The sequence below is a fragment of the Bradyrhizobium sp. UBA2491 genome, assembly GCF_002341725.1.
Taxonomy (GTDB): Bacteria; Pseudomonadota; Alphaproteobacteria; order Rhizobiales; family Xanthobacteraceae; genus Bradyrhizobium.
This window is the reverse complement of the sequence record NZ_DDOP01000001.1, coordinates 89,989-113,243: the sequence shown is the minus strand read 5'-3', so window position 1 is coordinate 113,243 and position 23,255 is coordinate 89,989. Positions and strand designations below refer to the sequence as shown.

Below are 23,255 nucleotides of genomic sequence, written 5' to 3'. Positions count from 1 at the left end.
ATGGACATCGTAAGGGCGCATGAGGCGTCGATCCCGGCACTCGGCTTCGGCCTGTTCCGCATGTCGGATGCAGAGATCGAGGCCGTGGTACCGGCGGCGCTGGAGGCGGGCTTCCGTCATTTCGACACCGCGCAGATCTACCAGAATGAAGCGGCGCTCGGTCGCGCGCTCGCCGCGGCCGGCGTACGCCGCGAGGAGCTCTTCCTCACCACCAAGGTTTGGGTCGACAACTACAGCGAAGGCAGGTTCGCCGCGTCGGTCGACGAGAGCCTCGACCGCCTGAAGGTCGACCAGGTCGATCTGCTTCTGCTGCACTGGCCAGCGGACAAGGTATCGATCGCCGACCAGGTGGCGATGCTGAATGCAGTTCAGGCTGCGGGCAGGACGCGTTTCATCGGCGTCAGCAATCAGAACATTGCGCAGATGAAGCAAGCGATCGCGCTCAGCAGGGCGCCGATCGTCACCAATCAAATCGAGGTCCACCCGTATCTCGACCAGGCCGCCGTAGCGGCTGCCGCGAGGGCGGCAGGCGTCGCCATCGCAGCCTATTTCGGGATGGCCGATGGCGCGGTCCCGCGCGATCCGGTTCTTCAGAAGATCGGCGCACAGTACGGCAAGAGTGCCGCACAGGTGGCGCTGCGCTGGCTGATCCAGCAGGGCTACATCGCGCTGTCGAAGACCGCCAGGCCGGAGCGCGTCGCCGAGAACTTCGCGATCTTCGATTTTGCGCTGAGCGACCATGACATGGCCGCGATCGCCAAGCTCGCTCGCCCTGACGGACGCCTGGTGAGCCCGCCCGGCCTTGCGCCGGCCTGGGATTGAGGAGGATCGTGCAATGAACGGGTCTATCTCGCAAACTTCCCCAGTGGCCGACGCGAAGCGGTTCAACTGGCCGCTGCTTGCCCTTGCCATCGGCGCCTTCGGCATCGGCACCACCGAATTCACGCCGATGGGGCTGCTTCCGGTGATCGCGGAGGGGGTGCACGTCTCCATCCCGTCCGCGGGCCTCCTCATCAGCGCCTACGCCATCGGCGTCATGGTCGGTGCGCCCGTCATGACGCTCGCCTTCAGCCGGTTCGGAAAGCGCAGCGCGCTGATGATGCTGATGGCGATCTTCACCGTCGGCAACCTGCTCTCGGCGGTGGCGCCTGGCTACACGACGCTGCTGTTGGCGCGTCTCGTCACCAGCCTCAATCACGGCGCATTCTTCGGCCTCGGCTCCATCGTCGCGGCCAGCGTGGTGCTCAGGGAGAAGCAGGCGAGCGCTGTCGCGACCATGTTCATGGGGCTTACCATCGCCAATATCGGCGGCGTTCCCGCCGCCACATGGATCGGTCAGCAGATCGGCTGGCGCATGGCGTTCGCCGGAACCGCGGTTCTCGGCGTCATCGCGATCGCGTCGCTGTGGCTGGCTTTGCCGAGAGGCGAAGCAGGCAAGCTTCCCGACGTGCGTCGCGAGCTCCGCGTCCTGATGCATCCCACCGTCCTGCTGGCTCTGGCCACGACGGTGATGGGGGCGGGCGCCATGTTCACGCTCTACACCTACGTCGCTCCGGTGCTTGCGGAGCTGACAGGCGCCTCCGGCACGTTCGTGACCCTTGGTCTGGTGCTGATTGGTGTCGGCTTCACGATTGGTAACGGTCTCGGCGGTCGGCTTGCCGACTGGTCCCTCGATGGCGCAACGAAGATCTTCCTGGCCGCGCTCGCCGTCATCATGGTGGCACTGCCGCTGGTGCTGACAAGCCATGTCGGTGCCGCTATCGGCTTGCTGGTCTGGGGGGCAGCGACCTTCGCCATCGTCCCGCCGATCCAGATGCGGGTGATGCAGGCCGCGGCGGAAGCGCCCGGGCTGGCGTCGTCGATCAATGTCGGCGCGTTCAATCTTGGCAATGCGCTGGGTGCGGCGGTAGGCGGCGCCGTCATCAGCCTCGGTCTTGGTTACGCGGCGGTCCCCGTGGCTGGCGGCGTCCTTGCCGCGGCCGGGTTGCTGCTCGCCTTGCTCGGTCAGAAGCGCGTCGCCTTGCAGTCATGTGAAGCCTGAAACTCAAGTCAAGCGCACATCAGCTACACAACGTTCCCCATGAGTGAAATTTAGGAGACAAACGCATGGACCTGCAACTGAATGGCAAGATCGCACTCGTGACCGGCTCGACCGCCGGGATCGGCCTTGCGATCGCCAAACGGCTGGTTGCGGAGGGAGCTACGGTCGTGATCTGCGGCCGCAACCAGCAAAAACTCGACGCTGCAATCGGCGAGACCGGGGCGCGCGGTGTGCTTGCCGATCCGGCGACCGCAGACGGGGCGGCGGCGCTGGTCGCGGCGGTGCCGGACGTTGACATATTGATCAACAATCTCGGCATCTATGAATCGAAGCCCTTCGAAGAGATCTCCGACGAGGACTGGCGGCGCTTCTTCGAGGTCAACGTGCTCTCCGGCGCCCGTCTCGCCCGCAGCTATTTCCCCGGCATGATCGCCCGCGACTGGGGGCGTGTCATTTTCGTCGCCAGCGAAAGTGGTCTGCTCGTGCCGCCCGACATGGTTCATTACGGCATGACCAAGACGGCGCAGCTTGCGATTGCGCGCGGCCTTGCCGCCAACACCAGGGGGACGCGGGTGACAGTCAACTCGGTGCTGCCGGGAACCACCCGTTCCGAAGGTATCGTCGATTTCCTGAGGAGCGTTGCGGACGATCCGAACGCGCCCGAGGCAGAGCTTGAGCGCGGCTTCTTTGCCCGGGAGCGGCCGACCTCGCTGATCCAACGCATGATCGAGCCGGTGGAGGTCGCATCGCTTGTCGCCTATGTCGCAAGCCCGCTGTCCGCCGCCACCAATGGCGCAGCCCTGCGCGTCGACGGCGGCATCACGCCGACGATCGTGTAACGGGGGGGGGCGCAATACAGTAGTATGGCCCGGATCCGGCCCCACGAAAGGGGCCGAGATCGCTCTGTTCAGTATGCGCCCAGAATAACGGAGACTGTCCATGTCCAATCATGCGACTGCCGATCGATGCGGCGACGTGCGTGCGGAGGCCCCGCCGCGCACGCGCTACATCAAGACCAGGACCGGCTTCCTGATGGTGCTGCGCCATCGCGATGACGTGCTGGCGCGGCTCGCCGAGCTCGCTGAGACCGAGCAGCTGGCGTCGGCGAGCTTCGTCGGCATGGGTTTCGTGCATCGCGCGACCTTCGGCTTCTACGATTTCGCCAGGAAGGCGTACGATCCGAAGACCTTCTACGACACCGAACTCGCCAGCATGACCGGCACGATAGCCTGGCAGAACGGCAAGCCCTCGATCCATGCCCATGGCGTTGTCTGCGACGCCAGCTTTGCCGCCGCCGGTGGCCATGTGCTTGAACTCGAGGTTGGCACCGGATCGTTGGAGATCACGGTGACCGTGCATGATCAGCGGCTCGGGCGCGAGATTGATCCGGACATCCAGGCCAACATTCTGGGCCTCTGACCATAGGCAAGGATGGCCGAGCCGGATGCGGCTCGGCCATCGAAAGGTCACCTGATCGCAACCGGGTTGACGTTGACTTGGGTCGTTCCCTTGTAGAGCGGTTGCCCCAGGACGAAGAGGAATTCATACGCGTTGTCGCGGACCAGGGCTCGCGTATCGATCAGCTCCAGATTGTAGATGCCGTTCTTCGCCAGCATGAACTGATTGATCGGAAACTCCTGACCGTCCTTGGCCGGATAGATCTCGGATGCCCAGGTGTCGCCGCCGAAGGCCACGATTTGCTGTTCGGCAAGCCATTTGGCCGCTTCCATGCCGATCCCGGGCTCGACTTCGAGGAACGTCTTGTTGTCCTTGCCGATCAGCTCGAGCCATCCGGTATTGAAGAGCACCACGTCACCCTTGCGCAGCGTGATGCCTTCCTTCTGCAACACCGCCTTGATGTCGGCGACGGTGAACTCGGTGCCGGCCGGAACGATCGGTTGACCGTAATATCCGACCATGTCGAGCACGACACCTCGCGTCACCATGGGCGGCACCTTCTCAAGTCCCAGTTTGGTGACGCCCTCGACGGTGACGAAATCAGCGGCTTTGTTGCCGTTGTAGTAGGTGTAGTCGATGCCGATGTGGCCGATACCATTGAGCTGCGTGCCGACTCCCGTCCATCCGTTGACCAACTCGTCGTTGAACGTGAATTTGTTCGGTCCCTTGGTCGTGCCGCCGGCTTCGCCGGGCTGAACATTGTAGAGATGAAAGCTGCGGTGACGAAACGCCGGGAGGTTCTTGTCGATCGGAACGCCCAACGGGTAGGTCTTTCCGGTCTTGACCAGCCTGATGGCTTCAAGCGTCACGTCTGACGTCAGGAGGTTTGCGGCACCGATCTCGTCGGACGCTCCGTACTTTGAGGGATACCAGTCCGCACTTTTTTCCTGTGCCGCGGCTGATGCGGCCAGCGCGATGCCGGCGATCGATCCCATGATTGTCAGGCGCTTCATCGAAGAGTTCTCCTTCCAGGTCTCAGCGGCCGCACCCAGCGAACGCCTGCCATCGGTGTAACCGCACGGACCGGCGCGCATCAGACCCGCCGTCTTCTCAGCATTTGGGAAGCTGCTTCACAAATGAATCGGATCGAGGCCGGCGTATCGGCCCAGCGCGCAGGAAGGTGGTGGAAGCAGCCGGACCAGCCGCCGTAGGCGACGCCGCCCAATGCGGCGCCGGAGACGACGATCCCGGCCGGGGTACTGCTTTGCATGGGGTTGTTTTCGATATTTGGGTTGGGGCAGGTGGGCAGGCGATCAAAAGCATCGGGTTGCATTGCATCGATGTTGCGGGTAAGCAGCTGAGATGACATGGAAATTTTCCGTTGCGCCGATGATGGACTGGACCGACCGGCATTGCCGCGTGTTCCATCGCCTGATGTCGCGCAGGGCGCGGCTCTATACGGAGATGCTGACCACCGGTGCCGTGATCCATGGCGACCGGGCGCGGCTGCTCGGCTTCGATGCCAGCGAGCATCCGGTGGCGCTGCAACTCGGCGGTTCCAATCCGGGCGATCTCGCGACCGCCGCACAGATCGGCGAGCAGTTCGGTTACGACGAGGTCAACCTCAATGTTGGTTGTCCTTCCGATCGGGTGAAGGATGGCCGCTTCGGCGCCTGCCTGATGGCCGAGCCGGCGCTGGTCGCCGAAGGTGTTGCGGCGATGAAGCGCGCGGTGAGGGTGCCTGTCACGGTGAAGTGTCGGATCGGGATCGACGACCAGGATCCGGAAGTCGCGCTCGACGCGCTGGCCCGTAGCGTGATTGCAGCCGGCGCCGATGCGCTGGTCGTGCACGCGCGCAAGGCCTGGCTCAACGGGCTGTCGCCGAAGGAGAACCGCGACATCCCGCCGCTCGACTATGATCGCGTCTATCGCCTCAAGGCGGCGCTGCCGGATGTGCCCGTCATCATCAATGGCGGCATCACGAGCATTGCCGAGGCCAAGCAGCATCTCGTCCATGTCGATGGCGTGATGCTGGGGCGGGCGGCCTATCAGGAGCCGTGGCGGCTGCTGTCAGTCGATTCCGAGCTGTTCGGTGAAACGCCGCCGCTTGCGACGATGAAGGACGTGTTCGCGGCGATGCTGCCCTATATCGAGCGGCAGCTTGCTGAAGGCACGCGGCTGCATTCGATCACGCGCCATTTCGTCGGCGCCTTCCACGGCGTCCCCGGCGCGCGTGCGTTCCGCAGGCACCTCGCCGAGAACGGCGTGCGGACTGGTGCCGGGATCGACGTGCTGCGCGATGCGATCGCGCTGGTCGACGATCGGGCACACGCGGCGGTGGCGGCCTGACGGCGCGGGCTATTGCTTGCGCTGACGCCGCATGACGTCCTGCGCGACCTTCAGGAAATTGAAGAGGTGCGGCATCCGGTTGTCGCGCCGGTAGTTCAGCGACAGCGCGGTACCCGGATTGTGCCCCTCATAGGCGCGGTAGGCGACGCCGGGGCGTTCCGACTGCGAGACCGATTTCGGCACCAGCGCGATCCCGACGCCGACCGACACCAGGCTGATCGCGGTCTGATAGTCCTGCGCCAGCACCTGGGATTTCGGAATGAAGCCCTCTTCGAGGCAGATGTTGAGAATGTGGTCGGCGAAGCTCGGGCGCGGCTTGCGCGGGTAGAGCACGAAAGTCTCGGCCTTCAGCGCCGCAAGCCGCGGCACCTGCTGCTCGAGCAGGGGCGAGGTATCGGACAGCGCGAGGATCAATGGTTCTTGCAGCAGCGGCTCCGACTTCAGTTCCTCGTCGTCGAGCGAGGGACGCGCAACGGCGATATCGATCTCGCGCTGGATCACCGCGCGTTTCTGCTCGGCATTGTTCATCGCCGAGAGCGCGAGCTCGACATCCGGATAGGCCGAGCGGAACGCCTTGATCACGTTGGGCAGCACGCCATAGGTCGCCGATCCGACAAAGGCGACGCGCAGATGGCCCGAAAAGCCTTCTCCGATCCGCTTGATCTCGCGATGGGTCCGGTCGAGCCGCTCCAGCACGTCGCGCGCACGCTCCAGCAGCACGTTGCCGGCCTGGGTCAGCCGGATCTGGCTGCGGCTGCGGTCGATCAGCATGACGCCGAGATCGCTCTCCAGCTGCGCGATCTGCCGGCTGAGCGGCGGCTGGGCGATCGCGAGCCGCGATGCGGCACGGCCGAAGTGCAATTCCTCGGCGACTGCGACGAAATAGACCAGTCGCCTGAGATCCATGACGTCGTCGCGATCGGTCACGGGCTAACCGGACGTTGGTTCGCGCGCTTCCGAAGAAGCCGCCGGGAAGGCTGGCCGGGATTGGTGCCGCGTGCTCATCAGCGCAGGATCGAGACGATGGTTTCGGCGCGAAGACTGGGCGTGGGGTTGTGGTTTGTCAATTGTCCGCCGGCATGATGCCATTTGCCTAATCCTTCCGGGCGAAGGCGCGGATCTTGTCCTCGTCGACCTGGACGCCGAGACCGGGACCGTCAGGAACGCAGATCTCGAACTCGTCGAATTTGATCGGGTTGACGACGAGGTCCTCCACGAGGATGCGCGGCCCGAAATGCTCGGTGCCCCATTCGAGCTTGGGCAGGGTGGCGAATGCGGCGAGATGCGCGGCCGCGCCGATGCTGCTCTCCAGCAGGCAACCGCCATAAAGCTCGAGGCCGTGAGCGTTCGCGACCGCGGCGGCGCGCTTCATCTCGAACAGGCCACCGCTCTTCACGAGCTTCAGCGAATAGACGCTGCCGCAGCCCATCGCAGCGGCGCGAGCGATGTCCTCCTTGGTGAAGGCCGCTTCGTCGACCAGCAACGGGATCGAGCTGCGCGCCGCAACCCGCGCCATGGCTTCCAGTTGCAGTGCCGAGACCGGTTGCTCCACCAGCGCAACATCCAGCTCTTCGAGCGCCGGCATGAAGCGGATGCATTCGGCCTCGGTCCAGCCCTGGTTGACGTCAACGATCAGGCGCACCTCGTCGCCGAGACCAGTACGCAGCGCCTCGAGCCGCTTCAGATCGGCCTGTGGCCGGTTGAAGCCGAACTTGATCTTGAACTGGCGATGCTCGCGGCGCCGCAGCTTCTCTTTGGCTTCCTCCAGTTCCTGGCCGCTGTCGCCCGAAGCCAGCGCCCAGATCACCTCCATGCGCTCGCGCACCGCGCCGCCGAGCAGTGCGCTGGCCGAAAGGCCGAGCGTCTTGCCGGCGGCATCGAGCAGCGCGGATTCGATCGCGGCTTTGGCGGCGAAATTGCGGGTGGCGGCCTTGCTCATGCGCAAGCCGTTGGCTTCGAAGGCGAGGGCAGGCTGGCCCAGCAGCGCCGGTGCCAGATAGTTGGTGACCGCGGCCTGGATCGATTCCACGCTCTCCTCGGCCCAGCGCGGGCCGCCGAGCGTCGAGGCCTCGCCGATGCCCGCCACGCCATTGTCGAGCAGCACGCGCACCAGCACGTAGCCCTGATGCGTGACTTCCGTGTTCGACAGCTTGTGCCGCCGGCGGGTCGGCGCCTCCACGATGGTGGCGCGGATACTGCGGATCGCAGTGTCCCCAGCGGGCGCCCGCACGTGCTCCACGGGCTCGGCGATTTCAATCACGGCACGGCTCATAGGTCCTCGCAGGTCGGATCAAAATGAACCCTGCCAGGCGGTTCAAAGCCTGGCAGGGGCGTAAGGCGTATCACTCGGCCGCGACGAGCCGCTCGACGGCCGCCTTCTTGAGCTTGAAGTCGAAGTTGAGCACGAGATCGGTATCGGCGCCGGCCGGGGCCTTGTTAAACTTGCCGATCAGGCTCTGCTTCACGGCGAACACCGAGTCGTTGTCGAGATATTTGGTCTCGGAATCGTAGATCTGCGAGATCAGCGACTGATAGCCGTCCTTGGACAGCATGAAGTGGATGTGGCCCGGACGCCAGGGATGATGGCCCATGTACTTCAGAAGCTCGCCGCCGGCGCCATCATAAGGGATCGGGTAGGGTTCGGGGCGAAGCGCCACGAAGGCATATTCGCCGTTGGTATCGGTCGTGAAGCGTCCGCGCAGATTATAGGCCGGCTGCTCCGGGTCTTGCAGGTCGTAGAGCCCATTCGGCGCGTCTTCCCAGACGTCGATGGTGACGCCATCGATCGGCCGTCCCGCGGTGTCGACGATGCGCCCCGAGACCCTGACGGTCTGCGCGTTGTCGAACGTCTTCTTGATGATCGAGGCACCTTTCGGCAGCACCGGCGGGTTCTCGCGGTAGAACGGCCCGAGCACGGTGGATTCGCTCTCGCCGTCGGTGATCCGGTGGTCGAGCATGTCGACCAGCACCTCGACGCCGAGAATGTCTGATATCAGGATGAACTCGTTGCGCTTCTCGTCCGAGATGTCGCCGGCGCGGCGCAGGAATTCGCAGGCTGCGAACCATTCGGGGAAGGTCAGGTCGACCTCCTTGCAGAAGGCGTGCATGTGCCGGATCAGGCTGGTCATGATCTGGCGATTGCGATCCGGGATGTCCGGCGAGAGTGCCGCGATCACGTGGTCGGTGATGGTGTCCTTGTTGACGTTCAGCATGGTCGTTTCCTCCTTTTCTTGCAGTTTGATCAAAATTGCATTCCCGTTTTCGGGAATTTCCGCTGGTCGTTTCACCAGACGAATTCGTACGCGGCATTCTCCAACATCGCGGGGGCGGGGTGCGGGTCGGCAAGGCTGCCGAAGCGGCCGCGGAAGAACAGCAGCGGCCGCGTGCTCGGTTGCAGCGACATCTCGCGGACATGGCCGAGGAAGATGGTGTGATCCCCGGCGATGATCTCGTCGGCGAGATCGGTCACGAAATACGCTGCCGCGTTGGCGATGACCGGCAGGTCGTTGTGCCGCTCGAACACGTCGCGGAGGTCGAGCTTCGGCTTGCCGGCGAAATGCCAGGCGAGATCCTCCATGCCCTCGGCAAGCACGCTGACCGCGAAGCGGCCGCTGCTCTGGATGTTGCGAAGCATCCTCGCGCTCTTGGCGATCGAGATCGCGACCAGCGGCGGTTCGAGCGAAACCGACATGAAGGCGTTCGCCGTCATGCCGTGATCGCGCCCCTCGCAATGCGTGGTGATGATGGTGACGCCGGTGCCGAACTGGCCGCAGGCATTGCGCAGCTCGCGCTGGTCGATGGCGGTCATTGGTTTGCGACCTCGAATTGGGTCAATCGGGATCGGTTGGCGGGTGGCGCGGTCACGATATCCTTCCAGTTTTCCAGCGCCGCGGCGGCGGCCGCAAGGCCGGATCGTCGCAGGCTCCGGATCCGGCTGCTCGAGACGATCTCGCCGTTGCCGCAGCGCACCGGCGGCAGGATGCTGGTGTTGAAATGTTGGCGCAGCAGCAGCGCGGTGCCACCCTTGCACGACCCGAAGCGGAAATCCTCGCCGACGATCACTTCGCACGGTTGCAGGAGCTGCAACTCGGCGAGGAAATCGGCCGCGCTGCGCCGGAGGTAGAGCTGGTTGAACTCGGCGACGACGATGTGATCGGGCCCGAATGTTGCGATGCGCTCGAGTTTCTCGCCAAGCGATGTCAGCGGCTCGGCCTGGCCGAAATACACCTTTGGCGGCGGATCGAAGGTATAGACCACGGCGGGAACGCCGCGGCGCTGCGCTGCCGCAATGGTCTGCCTGAGCAGTTCCTGATGGCCGCGGTGGACACCGTCAAACGCGCCGATGGTGACGACGCTGGCGTCGAGGGCCAATTCCCCATCGCGACGGAAAGAGACAGTGCTGCTGTCAAAACCCTTGCCCATGGTTCGCTCCCTTCCGTGCCGCGCTGTGTGCGTCGGCTGCGGCGTTGCGTCGGCCGGACGATCATCGCCGTCTGGTCCGCGCATCCAAGTCATAGCCCGGCCCGGTGCGGTTCGCGCGGTATGGTGTGATACCTTTCACCGGCTCCGGGTGAGCGCGTAGCGTTTCCTCCGATGTCACGCCGACCAAGAGCGTGACGAATTGGTCTCGGACCGGCGTGGCTGCATCCAGCCGTCCGACGACGCCAGCGAGGAGGAACGTCCATGACCACTGCAACTGCCCTGCGGGCCGACGCGCCTGCGTCGTCCACCAGCGTCTATACCGGCGCCGAATTCCTGGACAGCATCCAGGACGGCCGCGAGATCTACATCTACGGCGAGCGCGTCAAGAACGTCACCGAGCATCCCGCGTTCCGCAACTCGGCGCGGATGGTGGCGCGCTGGTACGATCGCTTCCACGAGAAGAAGGATCAGATCGGTGTTCTCACCGACACCGGCTCGGGACAGATCACCCATCCGTTCTTCCTCGGCTCGAAAACCGCCGACGACCTTGTGCGGGGCCGCGATGCGATCGCCGAATTGCAGAAGGTCGCGTATGGCTGGATGGGCCGTTCGCCGGACTACAAGGCCGCGTTCCTCGGCACCTTGGGCGCGAATTCGGGCTTCTATGGCGAATACGCCGGCAACGCAAGGAAGTGGTATGCCCGGACCCAGGAGCGGCTCGACTTCTGGAATCACGCCATCGTCAATCCGCCGATCGACCGTGATCGCGCCATCGAGGAGGTGCGCGACGTCTTCATGCATGTCGAGAAGGAGACCGACGCGGGCCTGATCGTTTCGGGCGCGAAGGTGGTCGCGACCGGCTCGGCGCTGACGCACTACAATTTCATCGCCCATTACGGCATCCCGATCAAAGACAAGTCGTTCGCGCTGATCTTCACGGCGCCGATGGACGCCAAGGGCATCAAGCTGATCGCCCGCTCGTCCTACGAATTCACGGCGGCCGCGACCGGCTCGCCGTTCGACTATCCGCTGTCGAGCCGCTTCGACGAGAACGACTCCATCCTCGTGTTCGACAAGGTGCTGGTGCCGTGGGAGAACGTCTTCATCTATGGCGACGTCGACAAGATCAACCAGTTCTTCCCGGCATCGGGCTTCATTCCGCGCTTCACGCTGCATGGTGTGACGCGGCTTGCCGTCAAGCTCGACTTCATCGCCGGCCTGTTCTCGATGGCGGTGGAGGCGACCGGCTCGAAGGATTTCCGCGGCGTGCAGACGGCGGTCGGCGAGGTGATCGCCTGGCGCAATCTGTTCCACGGCATTGCCGATGCGATGGTGAAGTCGCCGATCGACTGGCAAGGCACCGAGGGCTACAATCTGCCCAACCTGAACTATGGGCTCGCTTATCGCGTGTTCGCGCCGATGGCCTATCCGCGGATCAAGGAATTGATCGAGCGCCACGTCGCGAGCGGCCTGATCTATCTGCCGTCGAGCTCGGCCGATCTGGAGAGCGAGGCGATCCGGCCCTATCTCGACCGCTTCGTTCGCGGCTCCAACGGCTATGCGGCGATCGACCGGATCAAGCTGCTCAAGCTGCTGTGGGACGCGGTCGGCTCCGAGTTCGGCGGCCGGCACGAGCTCTATGAGCGCAACTATGCCGGCAATTACGAGAACCTGCGCGTCGAGACGCTGATGGCCGCGACCGCGACCGGCGACCTCGGCGCCATGCAGGACTTCGTGCGCAATTGCATGAGCGACTATGACGTCTCCGGCTGGACGGCGAAGGACCTCGTCAATCCCGACGACATCAACCTCGTCAGCCGGGGTCTGGTGCAGGGCTGACGACAAGGCTGACGATCTGGTAGATACAATCACCGGGGCCGCCGCGATCGCACGGCGGCCCCTCAAGCCGTTCGCGCCGCCGCTTCATCCCCCCGCAGGAAGAGTTCATCGCCATGTTGTTTCACGTCGAAATGGATGTCCGGATCCCGCACGACATCCCGGCCGAGAAGGTCGATGCGCTGAAGCAGGCCGAACGGGTTCGCGCCATGGAGTTGCAGCGTGCGGGCACCTGGCGTCATCTGTGGCGGGTCGCCGGACGCTACGCCAATGTCAGCATCTTCGATGTGTCGGGCGCGCAGGAATTGCACGACATCCTGTCCAGCCTGCCGCTGTTTCCGTTCATGGAGATCCAGGTCACGCCGCTGTGCCGGCATCCGTCGTCGATCCACGACGACGACCGGTAACTGTTGGCCGGTGGCATAGCACCGCAGCATCCAATCAAAAAATATTATCGCCCTAACGCGGAAGCCGACCTAAAATGCGCGTCGGTTTCGGGGTCAAAAGCGGAAGTCTGATGACCCGGCGGAGTTGACCCATTGCGACCATCGCCGTGGGATCTCTCCGCTCATTGTTGGACGCGTCACTTGCCTGCAGGCACGACCAGTTCTTCAATGCGCGGCAGCACTAGTGCGAGATAGCCTTCATTATTTTTCTTCAACTCTATCAACAGCCGTTCAGTCTCCGCGTAGTCGCCGGTACCATCGTCGCGTATGGCTGCTCTTTCGAGCTCATTCCACGTCTGAACCCCACGTTGTCGTATTTCCAAGAACCGGTCTTGAACGGGAGCATCGAACAGTATCGGCGGATCGTCTTCCGGCCTAACGCCATGTGAGACGGCTTCCTGAACGATGGTATTGAGGGCCTCCACCAATCGTGACCCGATTCCGATTTTGCGACCTATCTCATCTTCGTCGCGCCTACTCTGCAGTTTCTGTTTTTGGATTTGTGATAATCGGCCGCTGAATGCGTCGACGATCTCCAGCCGCGTGCGAATAGCGAGACGCGCGCCGATGGATAAGCGCTGGAGCAATCCGGGCGAATCGGTGAGCGGAGTACCAAATGCTTGCGCAAAGACCACGCGCAATCTGCATACCGAGCCGGTCGCGCATCTGGTGAAACTCACGACCACAGGACGCAGGGTCTTTCCGTTCTCGTGACGGAAATATGCCTCCTCCTGGAAATTGGCTTTTCCGTCGACGGCGCTCTGCAGCGATTCAAAGAACTTCGTGATCCAGAACTCAATCTTATCCGGCTGCTCCGTCGTGTCGCAAGCGATGCGGCGTAGGAATGGTAGTAGCTCCAGATTCGGCGGATGGTTGAAGTTAAGGCCTTTTGCCGATATTTCGTCGATCTCAACCAAAGCGTTGGTGAAGTCGATCTTGCCCTTCCAATCGCTCGGCGCCTTTGGCTTGATCCAGATATATGGCTTAAGAAAACTCTCCTCAGTCGGCATGCCGCTTACGAGTTCTTCGATCGCCTTGACAGCCTCATCCAAGTCCTGCGAGCTCGGGTCGCGCGTTCGAATGCTGCGGAAGAAGTCGCCATCGAGCCACCGCCGAATATTGTCCTGTGTTGCGGCTATGCTCTGAAGGTGTGCAAGCGGACTGGGTGGCTTGACGTCTTTGGGATGCAGGCAGCCAACTGGACGAGGCTGACGTCCTTTGCGTGAGAACCGGCCCGCTTCATAGAAGCACCACGACCAATCTTGTTCAGGGCTTGTGTACAGCAGGACGAGGCGCTTCGCCTTGTCCAGTCTGTTATCGATTTCCTTCCTCCAGTCGCCACCCAAGTCAATATCCTCGGACCGGAAAACGGTAGCGCCCGGCGCACCCTTCTGCAATGCAGCGTCGAGCTGTTCCGCTTCGTTGGCAAACCGCTGCTTATGGCTCAAAAATACTTTGTAGTTGCGAGATGATCTTTTGCTCATGGTTTTGGGCCCAATCGCGCAAATTCCAAGACTATGCGGGCTAACCCATGAAGTTGCAACCTTTGATTGGGTTGCGTCCGATGGATCTCGCTGCTGCCGGATCAGTGGCCTCGTCCCAAGCTGTGCCTCTCGAAGTTCGCTTTCGAGCGCAGCCGTTCTCAGAATTTTGGCAGATATGGTCCAGATGTGCGCTTCGGGTTAAAAGCCGTAGATGACGGCGAAGCGTGCCGACTTCTACTCAGCCGTGAGCGGTGAACGTTCTAGGAGTGCCCCTAGTCGATCGCCGTGCGCGTGCGCCGATGGCGGCTCGGGGAGGCGATGCTGCCGGTGACGTCGGGATATCCGGTCAGCGAGAGCGTGTCGGAGCGGACGCCCCAGCTTTCGAGCCGGTCGAGGAAGCTCATGCCGAGCAGGTTGGTCTTCATCTGGCCGCGTTGCACGACGAGCGCCGGCACCGATTTCTCGACCAGCTTGCCGACCGCGAGACGATCGAGCGTCAGCCGCGCCGCCTTGGTGTGGCCGCCGGCCGTCTCCAGGTCGACATTGTAATCGAGCATTTCGGTCGGCAGCCCGATCGCCTTGGCGGTTTCCCAGGTCAGCACGACGGAAGTCGCGCCGGTGTCGATCACCATTGGCGCGCTGACGCCGTTGATCTTGGCGCGGAACGCGAACTCCCCGCCCTGGCCGCGCGCGATCTGAACCGCGGGCGCCGAACTCGGGCTCGCCGTGGTAGCGGCGATGGTGCGGCCGAAAATCTGGGTTAGGTTTTCCCTGGCACGGGCGATCTGATCGGGATCGCCATAGGCGACGACGGCGCCGGCGGTCGCCATCAGCAGCACGATGACGAGGAGAATGCGGGTCATCGAGCACCTCCAGCCGCCGCCGTGCTCAGGCGCGCTTCGGACGCGGCTCCATGGCCTCGAGGCCGGCCTCGGCCATGCGCGCCGGCAATGTCGACATCACGGCGAGCCGCTCTGCGCGGTCCATCTTGTGCCAGCGCGCGATCTCCGGAAGCGTGCGACCGCAGCCGAAGCAGAGCTTCGTCCGAGGGTCCATCATGCAGACTGCGATACACGGCGTTTCTGAGCTCATTCTTCAAGTGTTGGACCGTTTCAGCCGTCGATGCAAGCCGACCGATACGGGATGCTGCATCACGCCCGGGCTTTTTGTCGCGAGCGTGGTCTTCGCGCCAACATCTTGCGCGTATGGACAGCGAGAACCGCGTCACGTTGGTCCGCGACATGCTCTACAATCCGGTGCCGGCACTCATGATCGACTTGCGGCGCACGCGTTTGCGGTCGGCGCCCATCGATGGTTCGACGGGCTCCGGCTGCGTCGGCGGCGCTTCTTCCGCCATCGGCGCCAGCGCGCTCATGACCCGTTCCGGGGGCAGGGTCACGATCACCTCGGTGCCGATGCGCAGCTTCGATTTCAGCGTGAAGGTGCCGCCATGCATGTCGATCAGGCTTTTCGCGATCGGCAGGCCGAGGCCCGCACCCTGTTCCGCCGACTTGATCGAGTTGGAGCCCTGGCCGAACGAGGCCAGCACCACCGGGATCTCGTCCTCGGCGATGCCGCTTCCGGTATCCTTGACGCTGAGATATTGCCCGCCCGACGCAGTCCAGCCGACCTTCAGCCAGATCTCGCCGCCTTGCGGGGTGAACTTGATCGAGTTCGAGAGCAGATTGAGCACGACCTGGCGGATGGCGCGCTCATCGCCCCAGATCCGGGGCATGCCATGCTCGAACACTTCGTGGATGGTGATGCCGCGGCTCGTCGCGCGCAGCTTCAGGAGATGGTGGCAATCGGCGACGACATGCACCAGCGCCACGGCCTCTTCGTTCAGCTCGTAGCGGCCGGCCTCGATGCGCGACAAATCGAGGATCTCGTTGATGAGATTGAGCAGGTGCACGCCGGAATTATGGATGTCGGCGGAATATTCCTTGTACACGGGCACGGTATGCGCGCCGAATATCTCGCTCTTCATCACCTCGGAGAAGCCGAGGATGGCGTTGAGCGGCGTGCGCAGTTCGTGGCTCATCTGGGCGAGGAAGCGCGACTTGGCGACGTTGGCGGACTCGGCGCGATGCCGCGCCTCGTCGGAGATCGCCTTGGCCTGTTCCAGTTCGCCGATCAGCGCGTCCTTTTCGGCGCGGGCTTCCAGCGTCGCCAGCGTGGTCGAATGCAGGCGATGTGCCAGCAGCGCGAAATAGCCCTCGGCGGCAAGCGCGAGCAGCGCCATCACGTAATTGTCGAATGCGCCGTTGAGCACGAGGTCGAGCGCGATTCCGACCGTCACCGGGACGGTCGCCGCGAGCGCCGCGATCGGCAGGCTCGCAGCCAGCATGCTGGAGACCGCGATCACCAGCAGCATCAGGAACATCATCAGCGTATTGGAAGAGAGATCGCGCCCGGCGGGCTGGATCAGGATCGCAGTCCAGCACAGGCCGTAGAGCAGGTCGAGCAGCACGAAACGCGTGCGCCATTTGCGGGTCACCGCGACCGAGGTCGGTTCGGCGAGGAAGCGCGCACAACTGCGCACGATGGCGACGTGGACGGCGAGGATGCCGACCGTCCAGGCGCCGGCCACGATCGGCTTCATCCAGAGGCCAAACAGCACGCCGGTCGCGACCACGAGCAGCATCACGACGTAGGAGGCCGAGATCCGGGTCTGGGCGTATTGGCGGAGCAGTTCGGCGTCGAACGCCGGGCGGGTTCCACTGGTTGACGTTAACCGATCCCGCGCCTCGCGCACCCGCTGTGCAGCAGCACGCCGGCTGTTCACCGGCGCTGCCACCTGAGGTCCTGCCGGAAGCTGTACAACTTCAGGCTTTTCTGCGGGATTACTCATAAACAAACACAAATCCTGCCAGCGAACCGCGCGGGCCTTTTGCATTGTCTATCTGTGACGCCAAATCATTAAGCGATGACTTAAAGAGCTAAAGAAACTCGTTAACGGTGAGTTAAATTAACTTTTGCGCGCGGCGCGGAATCGCGGGCCGGCGTCTCACCATCTCACCAGCAGCAACGCCGCCGCGGCGGCCAGGATGGCGAGCGGAACCGCGCCCAGCGGCCAGCCGCGCGCATAGACGGTTCGTTCGAGCTCGGGCTTTCCGACCAGCGCGCAGCCGACCGCGACCCGCACTGGCGACAGCATGGTCAAGGCCGCGGCTGCGGTGTTCTGGATGGCGCCGAGCCAGGGCAGGCTGAGTGCGGCGTCGCGCGCGAGTGCGATCTGGGCAGGCATCAAGAGGCCGTTGGACGCGTTGCTGCTGCCGGTCAGAAATCCGAACACCCCGGCGAACAGAGGTGTTGCAAGGACGGCGAAGGGGCCAAGCGCCGACCTCAAGCCCTTCGCGAGGCCGTCGGCCAGACCGGATGTGGCCATCACCTGCGCCATCGCCAGGAAGCAGCCGATGGTCAGGATCGGCTTGCGGCCGCGCGTCCATGCCCGTCCGAGTGCCTCCGCTGCCGGCCGTCGCATCGCGACCGTGGTGGCGAGGCCGACCACAAGCAGCCAAGAGCCCGGATGCAGCAAGGGAAACCAGGTTGGGCCGTCGGCGAACGGCTTGACCGCGAGCGCTGCGCGAAGCCATTCGTTGACAGGGGTGATCGCACGTGTCGCCATCAGCACGGCGATCAGAGCGACGTAGGGCAGCCCGATGCGAAGCGCCGACCGCCACTGGTCGCGATCCGGCCTCCCGCTCAACAGGAAGCGTGCGACGATCAGCGGTCCCAGCGCTGCCAGTGCTGCGACCTCAGGGCCGAACAGGGCGTTGGCTGCGACCAGCAGCCCGCCGGCTGCGATCGTGCACAGCGCCTCGCCGGCAAAATCGAGCGGCGTCCCCGGGATCTTGGCGATCGCGGCGATGCGCCAGAACAGACCGAGCCAGGCGATCAGAAGCGGCACGGTGAGGAGGGCGCTATGCACGCCGAGGTCGGTCGGTGCAATCCCGGAGAGCTGCGAGCCGACGATGGTGCCGTTGGCCATCGCGCCCCACGACACCATCATCTGGCTGAACAGCCCGAACAGGATGGCGTGGAGAGGTGCCAAGCCGATGCCATTGAGCATCGGCGCAATCGTGACCTGACCGACACCGAAACCGGTCGCACCCTCGGCGAAGGGCCCGATCAGGAAGCAGGTGGTGTAGAGCTGCCTGCGGCGCCGCTCCGGAGCAACCGGCGTCGCGCGATCGGCTGTGCCATGCTCCGAGACCACCTCGCGGAAGAATAAACCTCCAAGAATGACCGCGCCGACGAGCAGCGCCAGCCATCCACCACGGCCGATCGCGCCAACCGCATCGCCGCTACCAAAAGGCTGCGGTGACGCCACCAGGGCGACAATCAGCGAAGTGATGAAGCCGACCAACCCCACCACGGTGGAGGATGCGCGTCCGGTCGCGATCAGCGCCGCGACGACGACGAACGGGAGCGACCATACCAGGTACTGCAAGGTCGTCTCGCTTTCCTCTCGGGCACGCGGCGTCGACGGCGGGCTTCAGTCCGCCGTTGTATGTAGTCGACGGCAGCCTTCGAGCGAGTGGAAGCAGACAGGCAGTACCGCATGGCAGATGACCCGCAGGCGCGGGTCACCTGGCTGCTTGTGAGGACTCAGCGCTGCAAGCGCGCCAGCAGGCTCGACGTGTCCCAGCGCTTGCCGCCCATCTTCTCGACCTCGGCATAGAACTGGTCGACCAGCGCGGTGGCGGGCAGGGTGGCGCCGTTACGGCGGGCCTCCGCCAGCGCGATCGAGAGGTCCTTGCGCATCCACTCGACCGCGAAGCCGAAATCGTACTTGCCCTCGTTCATGGTCTTGTAACGGTTTTCCATCTGCCACGACTGCGCCGCGCCCTTCGAGATGGTCTCGATCACGGCGGCGACGTCGAGGCCGGACTTCTTGGCGAAGTGGATGCCCTCCGACAGGCCCTGAACCAGGCCGGCGATGCAGATCTGATTGACCATCTTGGTCAGTTGGCCGGCGCCGGCGGGGCCGAGCAGCTTGCACATCCGGGCATAGGCGCCGGTGATGATCGGCTCGGCGCCGGCGTAGGCATCCTGAGCGCCGCCGCACATCACGGTCAGCACGCCGTTCTCGGCGCCGGCCTGGCCGCCGGACACCGGTGCGTCGACGAATTTGAAGCCGGCCTTGGTGGCGGCGGCATCGAGCTCGCGGGCGACCTCGGCCGAGGCAGTGGTGTGGTCGACGAAGGTCGCGCCTTTCTTCATACCGGCGAAGGCGCCGTCCGGACCGATCGTGACCGAGCGCAGGTCGTTGTCATTGCCGACGCAGCACATCACGAAGTCCTGGCCTTCAGCGGCGGCCTTCGGGGTCGCGGCCGTCTTGCCGCCGAACTTGTCGGCCCATTCCTTCGCCTTCGCCGCGGTCCGGTTGTACACGGTGACCTCATGACCGCCCTTTTTCACGAGGTGTCCCGCCATCGGGAAACCCATTACGCCGAGACCGAGAAAAGCGACTTTAGCCATGTCTGATACCTTGTGATTTGCCGTGGCGATCGCCCCTTGGGACCGCCGGAAAACGTCGCGGCAGGCTGGGCATTCCGTCCATGGAAGGAGCCGCACCATACCCCCTGTGCAGCGGAGGGCAACGGCTTCGTTGGATCGCAGAACCCGGTTTTGTGCTACCATCACCCCACCAAAGAACTTCACAAAAAAGGGAGTGTCTCGCATGGGCATGAGCGTCGGTGTGCTCGATCATTTCAATATCCGGACCCGGAATCTCGCCGCCACGGTGCGGTTCTATGAAGACGTTCTGGGCCTGGAAAAGGGCGCGCGGCCGAACTTCGCGTTCCCCGGAGCCTGGATGTACAGCGAGGGCAAGGCGGTGGTGCATCTGGTCGATATTTCGACGACCGACGAGGCGCAAAAGCCGGATTCGGGCGTCGTCCACCACGTCGCTTTTGCCAGCCAGGGCTTCGACGGCATGCGCAAGCGGCTACAGTCCAAGGGCATGGAATTCGACTCGCGCCAGGTTCCCGGCGGCGATCTCTGGCAGATCTTCGTCAACGACCCCAACGGGGTCATGATCGAGCTGAACTACGAGGCCGCCAAGGAGGGCGGCTCGGCGGCGCCGTCCGAGCGGCGGGACGACGTCGGAGCGAGGTAGCCTTTTGCGCTGCAACGCTCTATGGGTCGTCCCTCAAACTTCCCGGGAGATACGCGGTGAGCGTGACGCAGCAACAGGTTCTCGATTGCCTTGCCAGGGTGATGTCGCCGCGCGGCACGGCCTTGACCAACGCCAATGTGCTGTCGGCGATCACGGTCGCTGACGGCAAGGTGTTCTGCTCGATCAACGTCGATGCCGCGGAGGCCCGCGCGTGGGAAAGCGTGCGTGCGCAGGCCGAGAATGCCGTGCGCGCCATCCCGGGCGTCAGCGTCGCGATGATCGCGCTGACGGCGGAGCGCAAGGCCGGCGGGGCGCCGCCTGCACCACGGCCGGCCGGCGGCGTTCAGCCCGCCGCGGCGCACCGGCATCCGCATCCGCCCGGCGCCCAATCGCCGATGGCCCGGCAGGCCGAGATTCCGGGCATCTCTGCGGTCATCGCCGTCGCCTCGGGCAAGGGCGGGGTCGGCAAATCGACCACGGCGCTCAACCTCGCACTCGGCCTGCGCGACCTCGGCCTGCGCGTCGGGCTGCTCGACGCCGACATCTACGGCCCGTCGGTGCCGCGGCTGACCGGCATCCGCGAGAAGCCGCAGCTCAACGACGACAAGAAGATGATCCCGCTGGTGCGCTTCGGCCTCGGGATCATGTCGATCGGCTTCCTGGTCGAGGAGGACACCGCGATGATCTGGCGCGGGCCGATGGTGATGTCGGCGATCACCCAGATGCTGCGCGACGTCGCCTGGGGCACGCTCGACGTGCTGGTCGTCGACATGCCGCCCGGCACCGGCGATGCCCAGCTCACGCTGGCGCAGAACGTCCCGCTCAAGGGCGCCGTCATCATCTCGACGCCGCAGGACCTCTCGCTGATCGACGCGCGGCGCGGACTTGCGATGTTCAAGAAGGTCAACGTGCCGGTGCTCGGCATCGTCGAGAACATGAGCTATTTCCAGTGCCCGCACTGCGGCACGCGCTCGGACATCTTCGGCCATGGCGGCGCCCGCCACGAGGCCGAGAAGCTCGGGGTGCCGTTCCTCGGCGAAGTCCCCCTGCACATCGCGATCCGCTCCGCGTCTGACTCCGGCAATCCGGTGGTCGAGAGCGAGCCGGACGGCCCGCACGCGCAGATCTACCGCGCGATCGGTGCCAAGGTGCGCGAGCAGCTGCAAGGCGTCATCGCCGCGGCCTGAGCTGGTGCCGTCGTCATCGCCCGCCATGCTGCTCTGACAGGCCCGAAGTCCGGCCGTTTCTGCACAGGACCGTCGCCCTGGGCGATTGCTGAATCGATTTCGCCCTGTATGTTTGGGGGTACCGGCCGAATCGTACCACCTCCGTCCATTTGCCGACGGCCGCGGGTGCAGCCGAAATTGCGGGAAGAGCCGTGAAGCGACCGTCAACAGCCATGACAGCGTCACGCATGGCAAAGAAGGAAGGCCGCAAACATCTGACGCGCGAGCAGCGCGCAGAGGCTTCGCGGATGGCATTCAACGTCGCGAAGAAATCCGACTCGATCGGCGAAGCTGCCGAGGCGGTCGCAAAGACGTTCGGTGTCAGCAAGACGACCGCGCAAAGCTGGATCAGGCGCGGGCGGCATTTGGCCGACCAGGCCAAGAAGGCGCGGGAGACGACCAAGCGCTGATCGCTCCCGCCGTCCGGCAAGCGTGCCGGCGGCCCGCACGCGGCGATTTACCGCGTGACCGGCGGCAAGGTCCGCGAGCAGCGGCAAGTCATCCGTGCCGCGGCCAAGCCCTCTATTTTCCGGCAGATTCCGGCGTCATCAGACTTTCGTTTAATTGGCGCGGTCATGCCATTGTCGCGTTTCCGTGACGCCACCTTCCGTGGTAAAGGGCCGACCGAGAGCGCCTCGGCGGGCCTTCGCAAGCGTGCAGCTTGCAAGCGCCCGCCGGAGAACTGCTTACGGTCACTGGGAAACGCCCCTCAAGGAGAAGCCTTACGATGAAGCGTCGTGATTTTTTGAAAGTTTCTGCGGCCGGTGCTGCTGCGACGGCGGTTGCTGCGCCGGCGATCGCGCAGTCCTCGCCTGAGATCAAGTGGCGCCTGACCTCGAGCTTCCCGAAGTCGCTTGACACCATCTATGGCGGTGCCGACCAGCTGGCGAAGTATGTCGCCGAGATGACCGACAACAAGTTCCAGATCCAGGTGTTCGCGGCGGGCGAAATCGTCCCCGGCCTACAGGCGCTGGACGCGACCTCCAACGGCACGGTCGAGATGTGCCACACCGTGTCCTACTACTATGTCGGCAAGGATCCGACGTTTGCGATCTACGCGTCGGTGCCGTTCGGTCTCAACGCGCGCATGCAGAACTCCTGGTGGTACCAGGGCGGCGGTGAGGCGCTCGGCAACGAGTTCTTCAAGAAGTTCGGCGTGATCGGCTTCCCCTGCGGCAACACCGGCACCCAGATGGGCGGCTGGTTCCGCAAGGAGATCAAGACGGTCGCCGACATGTCCGGCCTCAAGATGCGCATCGGCGGCATCGCCGGCCAGGTGTTGCAGAAGGTCGGTGTGGTGCCGCAGCAGCTCGCCGGCGGCGACATCTATCCGGCGCTCGAGAAGGGCACCATCGACGCCGCCGAATGGGTCGGTCCGTATGACGACGAGAAGCTCGGCTTCCAGAAGGTTGCGAAGTACTACTACTATCCGGGTTTCTGGGAGGGCGGTCCGACCGTGCACTCCTTCATCAACCTGGAGAAGTGGAACGCGCTGCCGAAGAACTATCAGGCGATCCTCGCCAACGGCATGGCCAATGCCAACAGCTGGATGGCTGCGCGCTACGACATGCAGAACCCCTCGGCGCTGAAGCGGCTGGTGGCCGGCGGCACCCAGCTGCGTCCGTTCACCAACGAGGTGCTCGAAGCGTGTCTCAAGGCGACCAACGAGCTCTGGAGCGAGATCTCGGCCAAGAATGCCGACTTCAAGAAGTCGATCGACGCCATGCAGGCCTACCGCTCCGATCAGTATCTGTGGTGGCAGGTTGCCGAATACACCTTCGACAGCTTCATGATCCGCTCGCGTACCCGCGGCTGAACATGATGCTTGCGAGCGCGATCGACGCGCATTGGCGCGGAGAAAACGCCTCGAAATAGGCATTGGGGTTACGGCCATCGAGCCGAAACCCGCTCAAAGCTTCGACTTAAGTA

24 protein-coding genes are annotated in these 23,255 nt (G+C 64.1%); 11 read left to right on the top strand and 13 right to left on the bottom strand.

From position 1 onward, the window contains the following. From B2W55_RS00515 to B2W55_RS00500, 4 genes are all read left to right on the top strand, one after another. Complete coding sequence (locus tag B2W55_RS00515; protein ID WP_024582327.1) at positions 1-822, top strand: aldo/keto reductase; 822 nt, start codon at positions 1-3, stop codon at positions 820-822. A 13-nt stretch (positions 823-835) separates the two neighbouring features. Then, a complete protein-coding gene (locus B2W55_RS00510) occupies positions 836-2,041 on the top strand; it encodes an MFS transporter (RefSeq protein WP_024582326.1) in 1,206 nt (401 codons plus the stop codon). A 65-nt stretch (positions 2,042-2,106) separates the two neighbouring features. After that, positions 2,107-2,880 carry an SDR family NAD(P)-dependent oxidoreductase gene (locus B2W55_RS00505; RefSeq protein ID WP_024582325.1) on the top strand — a complete coding sequence of 258 codons (774 nt, stop codon included), beginning with the start codon at positions 2,107-2,109 and terminating at the stop codon, positions 2,878-2,880. Positions 2,881-2,980: 100 nt separating this feature from the next. Then, positions 2,981-3,460: a PPC domain-containing DNA-binding protein gene (locus B2W55_RS00500; protein ID WP_024582324.1), complete on the top strand. Its 480-nt coding sequence runs from the start codon at positions 2,981-2,983 to the stop codon at positions 3,458-3,460. 47 nt (positions 3,461-3,507) lie between these two features. Here the strand turns inward: B2W55_RS00500 and B2W55_RS00495 are convergent, their stop codons facing one another. Both B2W55_RS00495 and B2W55_RS00490 read right to left on the bottom strand, forming a co-directional pair. Then, a complete protein-coding gene (locus tag B2W55_RS00495) occupies positions 3,508-4,452 on the bottom strand; it encodes a cyclase family protein (RefSeq protein WP_024582323.1) in 945 nt (314 codons plus the stop codon). An 80-nt stretch (positions 4,453-4,532) separates the two neighbouring features. Continuing rightward, positions 4,533-4,808, bottom strand: a complete 276-nt coding sequence (locus B2W55_RS00490) for a hypothetical protein (RefSeq protein WP_145987193.1) — start codon at positions 4,806-4,808, stop codon at positions 4,533-4,535. On the opposite strand from B2W55_RS00490, the gene dusA reads away from it, so the two are divergent. After that, a complete protein-coding gene (dusA, locus tag B2W55_RS00485) occupies positions 4,802-5,788 on the top strand; it encodes a tRNA dihydrouridine(20/20a) synthase DusA (RefSeq protein WP_080891147.1) in 987 nt (328 codons plus the stop codon). The genes B2W55_RS00490 and dusA overlap by 7 nt on opposite strands. Positions 5,789-5,797: 9 nt before the next feature. Here dusA and B2W55_RS00480 read toward each other — a convergent pair whose 3' ends face one another. The 5 genes from B2W55_RS00480 to B2W55_RS00460 form a co-directional block, all read right to left on the bottom strand. Continuing rightward, on the bottom strand, positions 5,798-6,715 hold the full coding sequence (locus B2W55_RS00480; protein WP_311538672.1) for a LysR family transcriptional regulator: 918 nt from the start codon (positions 6,713-6,715) through the stop codon (positions 5,798-5,800). Positions 6,716-6,881: 166 nt separating this feature from the next. Continuing rightward, positions 6,882-8,048, bottom strand: a complete 1,167-nt coding sequence (locus tag B2W55_RS00475) for a muconate/chloromuconate family cycloisomerase (protein ID WP_244442238.1) — start codon at positions 8,046-8,048, stop codon at positions 6,882-6,884. An 82-nt stretch (positions 8,049-8,130) separates the two neighbouring features. Continuing rightward, a complete protein-coding gene (locus B2W55_RS00470; RefSeq protein ID WP_024582319.1) occupies positions 8,131-9,000 on the bottom strand; it encodes an intradiol ring-cleavage dioxygenase in 870 nt (289 codons plus the stop codon). Between the two features lie 71 nt (positions 9,001-9,071). After that, entirely contained in the window at positions 9,072-9,596 is a 525-nt protein-coding gene (locus B2W55_RS00465) for a flavin reductase family protein (RefSeq protein WP_024582318.1), read from the bottom strand. After that, positions 9,593-10,210: a riboflavin kinase gene (locus tag B2W55_RS00460; protein ID WP_043855745.1), complete on the bottom strand. Its 618-nt coding sequence runs from the start codon at positions 10,208-10,210 to the stop codon at positions 9,593-9,595. The genes B2W55_RS00465 and B2W55_RS00460 overlap by 4 nt, the downstream gene beginning before the upstream one ends. Before the next feature lie 261 nt (positions 10,211-10,471). Here B2W55_RS00460 and B2W55_RS00455 point away from each other — a divergent pair, with 261 nt between their 5' ends. Then, positions 10,472-12,049 (top strand): 4-hydroxyphenylacetate 3-hydroxylase N-terminal domain-containing protein, encoded by a 1,578-nt coding sequence (locus tag B2W55_RS00455; protein ID WP_024582316.1) that lies wholly within the window; start codon positions 10,472-10,474, stop codon positions 12,047-12,049. Positions 12,050-12,162: 113 nt separating this feature from the next. After that, positions 12,163-12,453: a muconolactone Delta-isomerase gene (catC, locus tag B2W55_RS00450; protein ID WP_024582315.1), complete on the top strand. Its 291-nt coding sequence runs from the start codon at positions 12,163-12,165 to the stop codon at positions 12,451-12,453. Positions 12,454-12,629: 176 nt separating this feature from the next. On the opposite strand, the gene B2W55_RS00445 is transcribed toward catC, so the two are convergent. The 6 genes from B2W55_RS00445 to B2W55_RS00420 form a co-directional block, all read right to left on the bottom strand. Beyond that, positions 12,630-13,976, bottom strand: a complete 1,347-nt coding sequence (locus B2W55_RS00445; RefSeq protein WP_080891146.1) for a toll/interleukin-1 receptor domain-containing protein — start codon at positions 13,974-13,976, stop codon at positions 12,630-12,632. A 272-nt stretch (positions 13,977-14,248) separates the two neighbouring features. Then, the gene (locus B2W55_RS00440) at positions 14,249-14,839 is read right to left on the bottom strand and encodes a TIGR02281 family clan AA aspartic protease (protein ID WP_024582313.1); all 591 of its coding nucleotides are present in this window, start codon (positions 14,837-14,839) and stop codon (positions 14,249-14,251) included. 25 nt (positions 14,840-14,864) lie between these two features. Continuing rightward, positions 14,865-15,068, bottom strand: a complete 204-nt coding sequence (locus tag B2W55_RS00435; RefSeq protein ID WP_024582312.1) for a DUF1289 domain-containing protein — start codon at positions 15,066-15,068, stop codon at positions 14,865-14,867. Positions 15,069-15,222: 154 nt separating this feature from the next. After that, on the bottom strand, positions 15,223-16,827 hold the full coding sequence (locus tag B2W55_RS00430; protein WP_024582311.1) for a sensor histidine kinase: 1,605 nt from the start codon (positions 16,825-16,827) through the stop codon (positions 15,223-15,225). 156 nt (positions 16,828-16,983) lie between these two features. Continuing rightward, positions 16,984-18,429 (bottom strand): L-lactate permease, encoded by a 1,446-nt coding sequence (locus B2W55_RS00425; protein WP_024582310.1) that lies wholly within the window; start codon positions 18,427-18,429, stop codon positions 16,984-16,986. A 158-nt stretch (positions 18,430-18,587) separates the two neighbouring features. Next, positions 18,588-19,490: an NAD(P)-dependent oxidoreductase gene (locus B2W55_RS00420; protein ID WP_080891168.1), complete on the bottom strand. Its 903-nt coding sequence runs from the start codon at positions 19,488-19,490 to the stop codon at positions 18,588-18,590. A gap of 172 nt (positions 19,491-19,662) precedes the next feature. Here B2W55_RS00420 and B2W55_RS00415 point away from each other — a divergent pair, with 172 nt between their 5' ends. The 4 genes from B2W55_RS00415 (at position 19,663) to B2W55_RS00400 (ending at position 23,142) form a co-directional block, all read left to right on the top strand. Further along, entirely contained in the window at positions 19,663-20,100 is a 438-nt protein-coding gene (locus B2W55_RS00415; protein ID WP_024582308.1) for a VOC family protein, read from the top strand. 56 nt (positions 20,101-20,156) lie between these two features. After that, positions 20,157-21,287, top strand: a complete 1,131-nt coding sequence (locus B2W55_RS00410; protein WP_024582307.1) for an Mrp/NBP35 family ATP-binding protein — start codon at positions 20,157-20,159, stop codon at positions 21,285-21,287. 227 nt (positions 21,288-21,514) lie between these two features. Further along, the gene (locus B2W55_RS00405) at positions 21,515-21,736 is read left to right on the top strand and encodes a hypothetical protein (RefSeq protein ID WP_244442237.1); all 222 of its coding nucleotides are present in this window, start codon (positions 21,515-21,517) and stop codon (positions 21,734-21,736) included. A 317-nt stretch (positions 21,737-22,053) separates the two neighbouring features. Then, positions 22,054-23,142: a TRAP transporter substrate-binding protein gene (locus B2W55_RS00400; RefSeq protein ID WP_024582305.1), complete on the top strand. Its 1,089-nt coding sequence runs from the start codon at positions 22,054-22,056 to the stop codon at positions 23,140-23,142. Positions 23,143-23,255: the final 113 nt, after the last annotated feature.

Excerpts from the sequence above, each read along its gene's own strand:
- B2W55_RS00495 (WP_024582323.1), bottom strand. The coding sequence starts at position 4,452 with ATGAAGCGCCTGACAATCATGGGATCGATCGCCGGCATCGCGCTGGCC.
- B2W55_RS00430 (WP_024582311.1), bottom strand. The coding sequence starts at position 16,827 with ATGAGTAATCCCGCAGAAAAGCCTGAAGTTGTACAGCTTCCGGCAGGA.
- B2W55_RS00405 (WP_244442237.1), top strand. The coding sequence starts at position 21,515 with ATGGCAAAGAAGGAAGGCCGCAAACATCTGACGCGCGAGCAGCGCGCA.
- B2W55_RS00510 (WP_024582326.1), top strand. The coding sequence starts at position 836 with ATGAACGGGTCTATCTCGCAAACTTCCCCAGTGGCCGACGCGAAGCGG.
- B2W55_RS00515 (WP_024582327.1), top strand. The coding sequence starts at position 1 with ATGGACATCGTAAGGGCGCATGAGGCGTCGATCCCGGCACTCGGCTTC.
- catC (WP_024582315.1), top strand. The coding sequence starts at position 12,163 with ATGTTGTTTCACGTCGAAATGGATGTCCGGATCCCGCACGACATCCCG.
- B2W55_RS00435 (WP_024582312.1), bottom strand. The coding sequence starts at position 15,068 with ATGAGCTCAGAAACGCCGTGTATCGCAGTCTGCATGATGGACCCTCGG.
- B2W55_RS00455 (WP_024582316.1), top strand. The coding sequence starts at position 10,472 with ATGACCACTGCAACTGCCCTGCGGGCCGACGCGCCTGCGTCGTCCACC.
- B2W55_RS00460 (WP_043855745.1), bottom strand. The coding sequence starts at position 10,210 with ATGGGCAAGGGTTTTGACAGCAGCACTGTCTCTTTCCGTCGCGATGGG.
- B2W55_RS00465 (WP_024582318.1), bottom strand. The coding sequence starts at position 9,596 with ATGACCGCCATCGACCAGCGCGAGCTGCGCAATGCCTGCGGCCAGTTC.
- B2W55_RS00445 (WP_080891146.1), bottom strand. The coding sequence starts at position 13,976 with ATGAGCAAAAGATCATCTCGCAACTACAAAGTATTTTTGAGCCATAAG.
- B2W55_RS00500 (WP_024582324.1), top strand. The coding sequence starts at position 2,981 with ATGTCCAATCATGCGACTGCCGATCGATGCGGCGACGTGCGTGCGGAG.
- dusA (WP_080891147.1), top strand. The coding sequence starts at position 4,802 with ATGACATGGAAATTTTCCGTTGCGCCGATGATGGACTGGACCGACCGG.
- B2W55_RS00440 (WP_024582313.1), bottom strand. The coding sequence starts at position 14,839 with ATGACCCGCATTCTCCTCGTCATCGTGCTGCTGATGGCGACCGCCGGC.
- B2W55_RS00490 (WP_145987193.1), bottom strand. The coding sequence starts at position 4,808 with ATGTCATCTCAGCTGCTTACCCGCAACATCGATGCAATGCAACCCGAT.
- B2W55_RS00400 (WP_024582305.1), top strand. The coding sequence starts at position 22,054 with ATGAAGCGTCGTGATTTTTTGAAAGTTTCTGCGGCCGGTGCTGCTGCG.
- B2W55_RS00505 (WP_024582325.1), top strand. The coding sequence starts at position 2,107 with ATGGACCTGCAACTGAATGGCAAGATCGCACTCGTGACCGGCTCGACC.
- B2W55_RS00470 (WP_024582319.1), bottom strand. The coding sequence starts at position 9,000 with ATGCTGAACGTCAACAAGGACACCATCACCGACCACGTGATCGCGGCA.
- B2W55_RS00415 (WP_024582308.1), top strand. The coding sequence starts at position 19,663 with ATGGGCATGAGCGTCGGTGTGCTCGATCATTTCAATATCCGGACCCGG.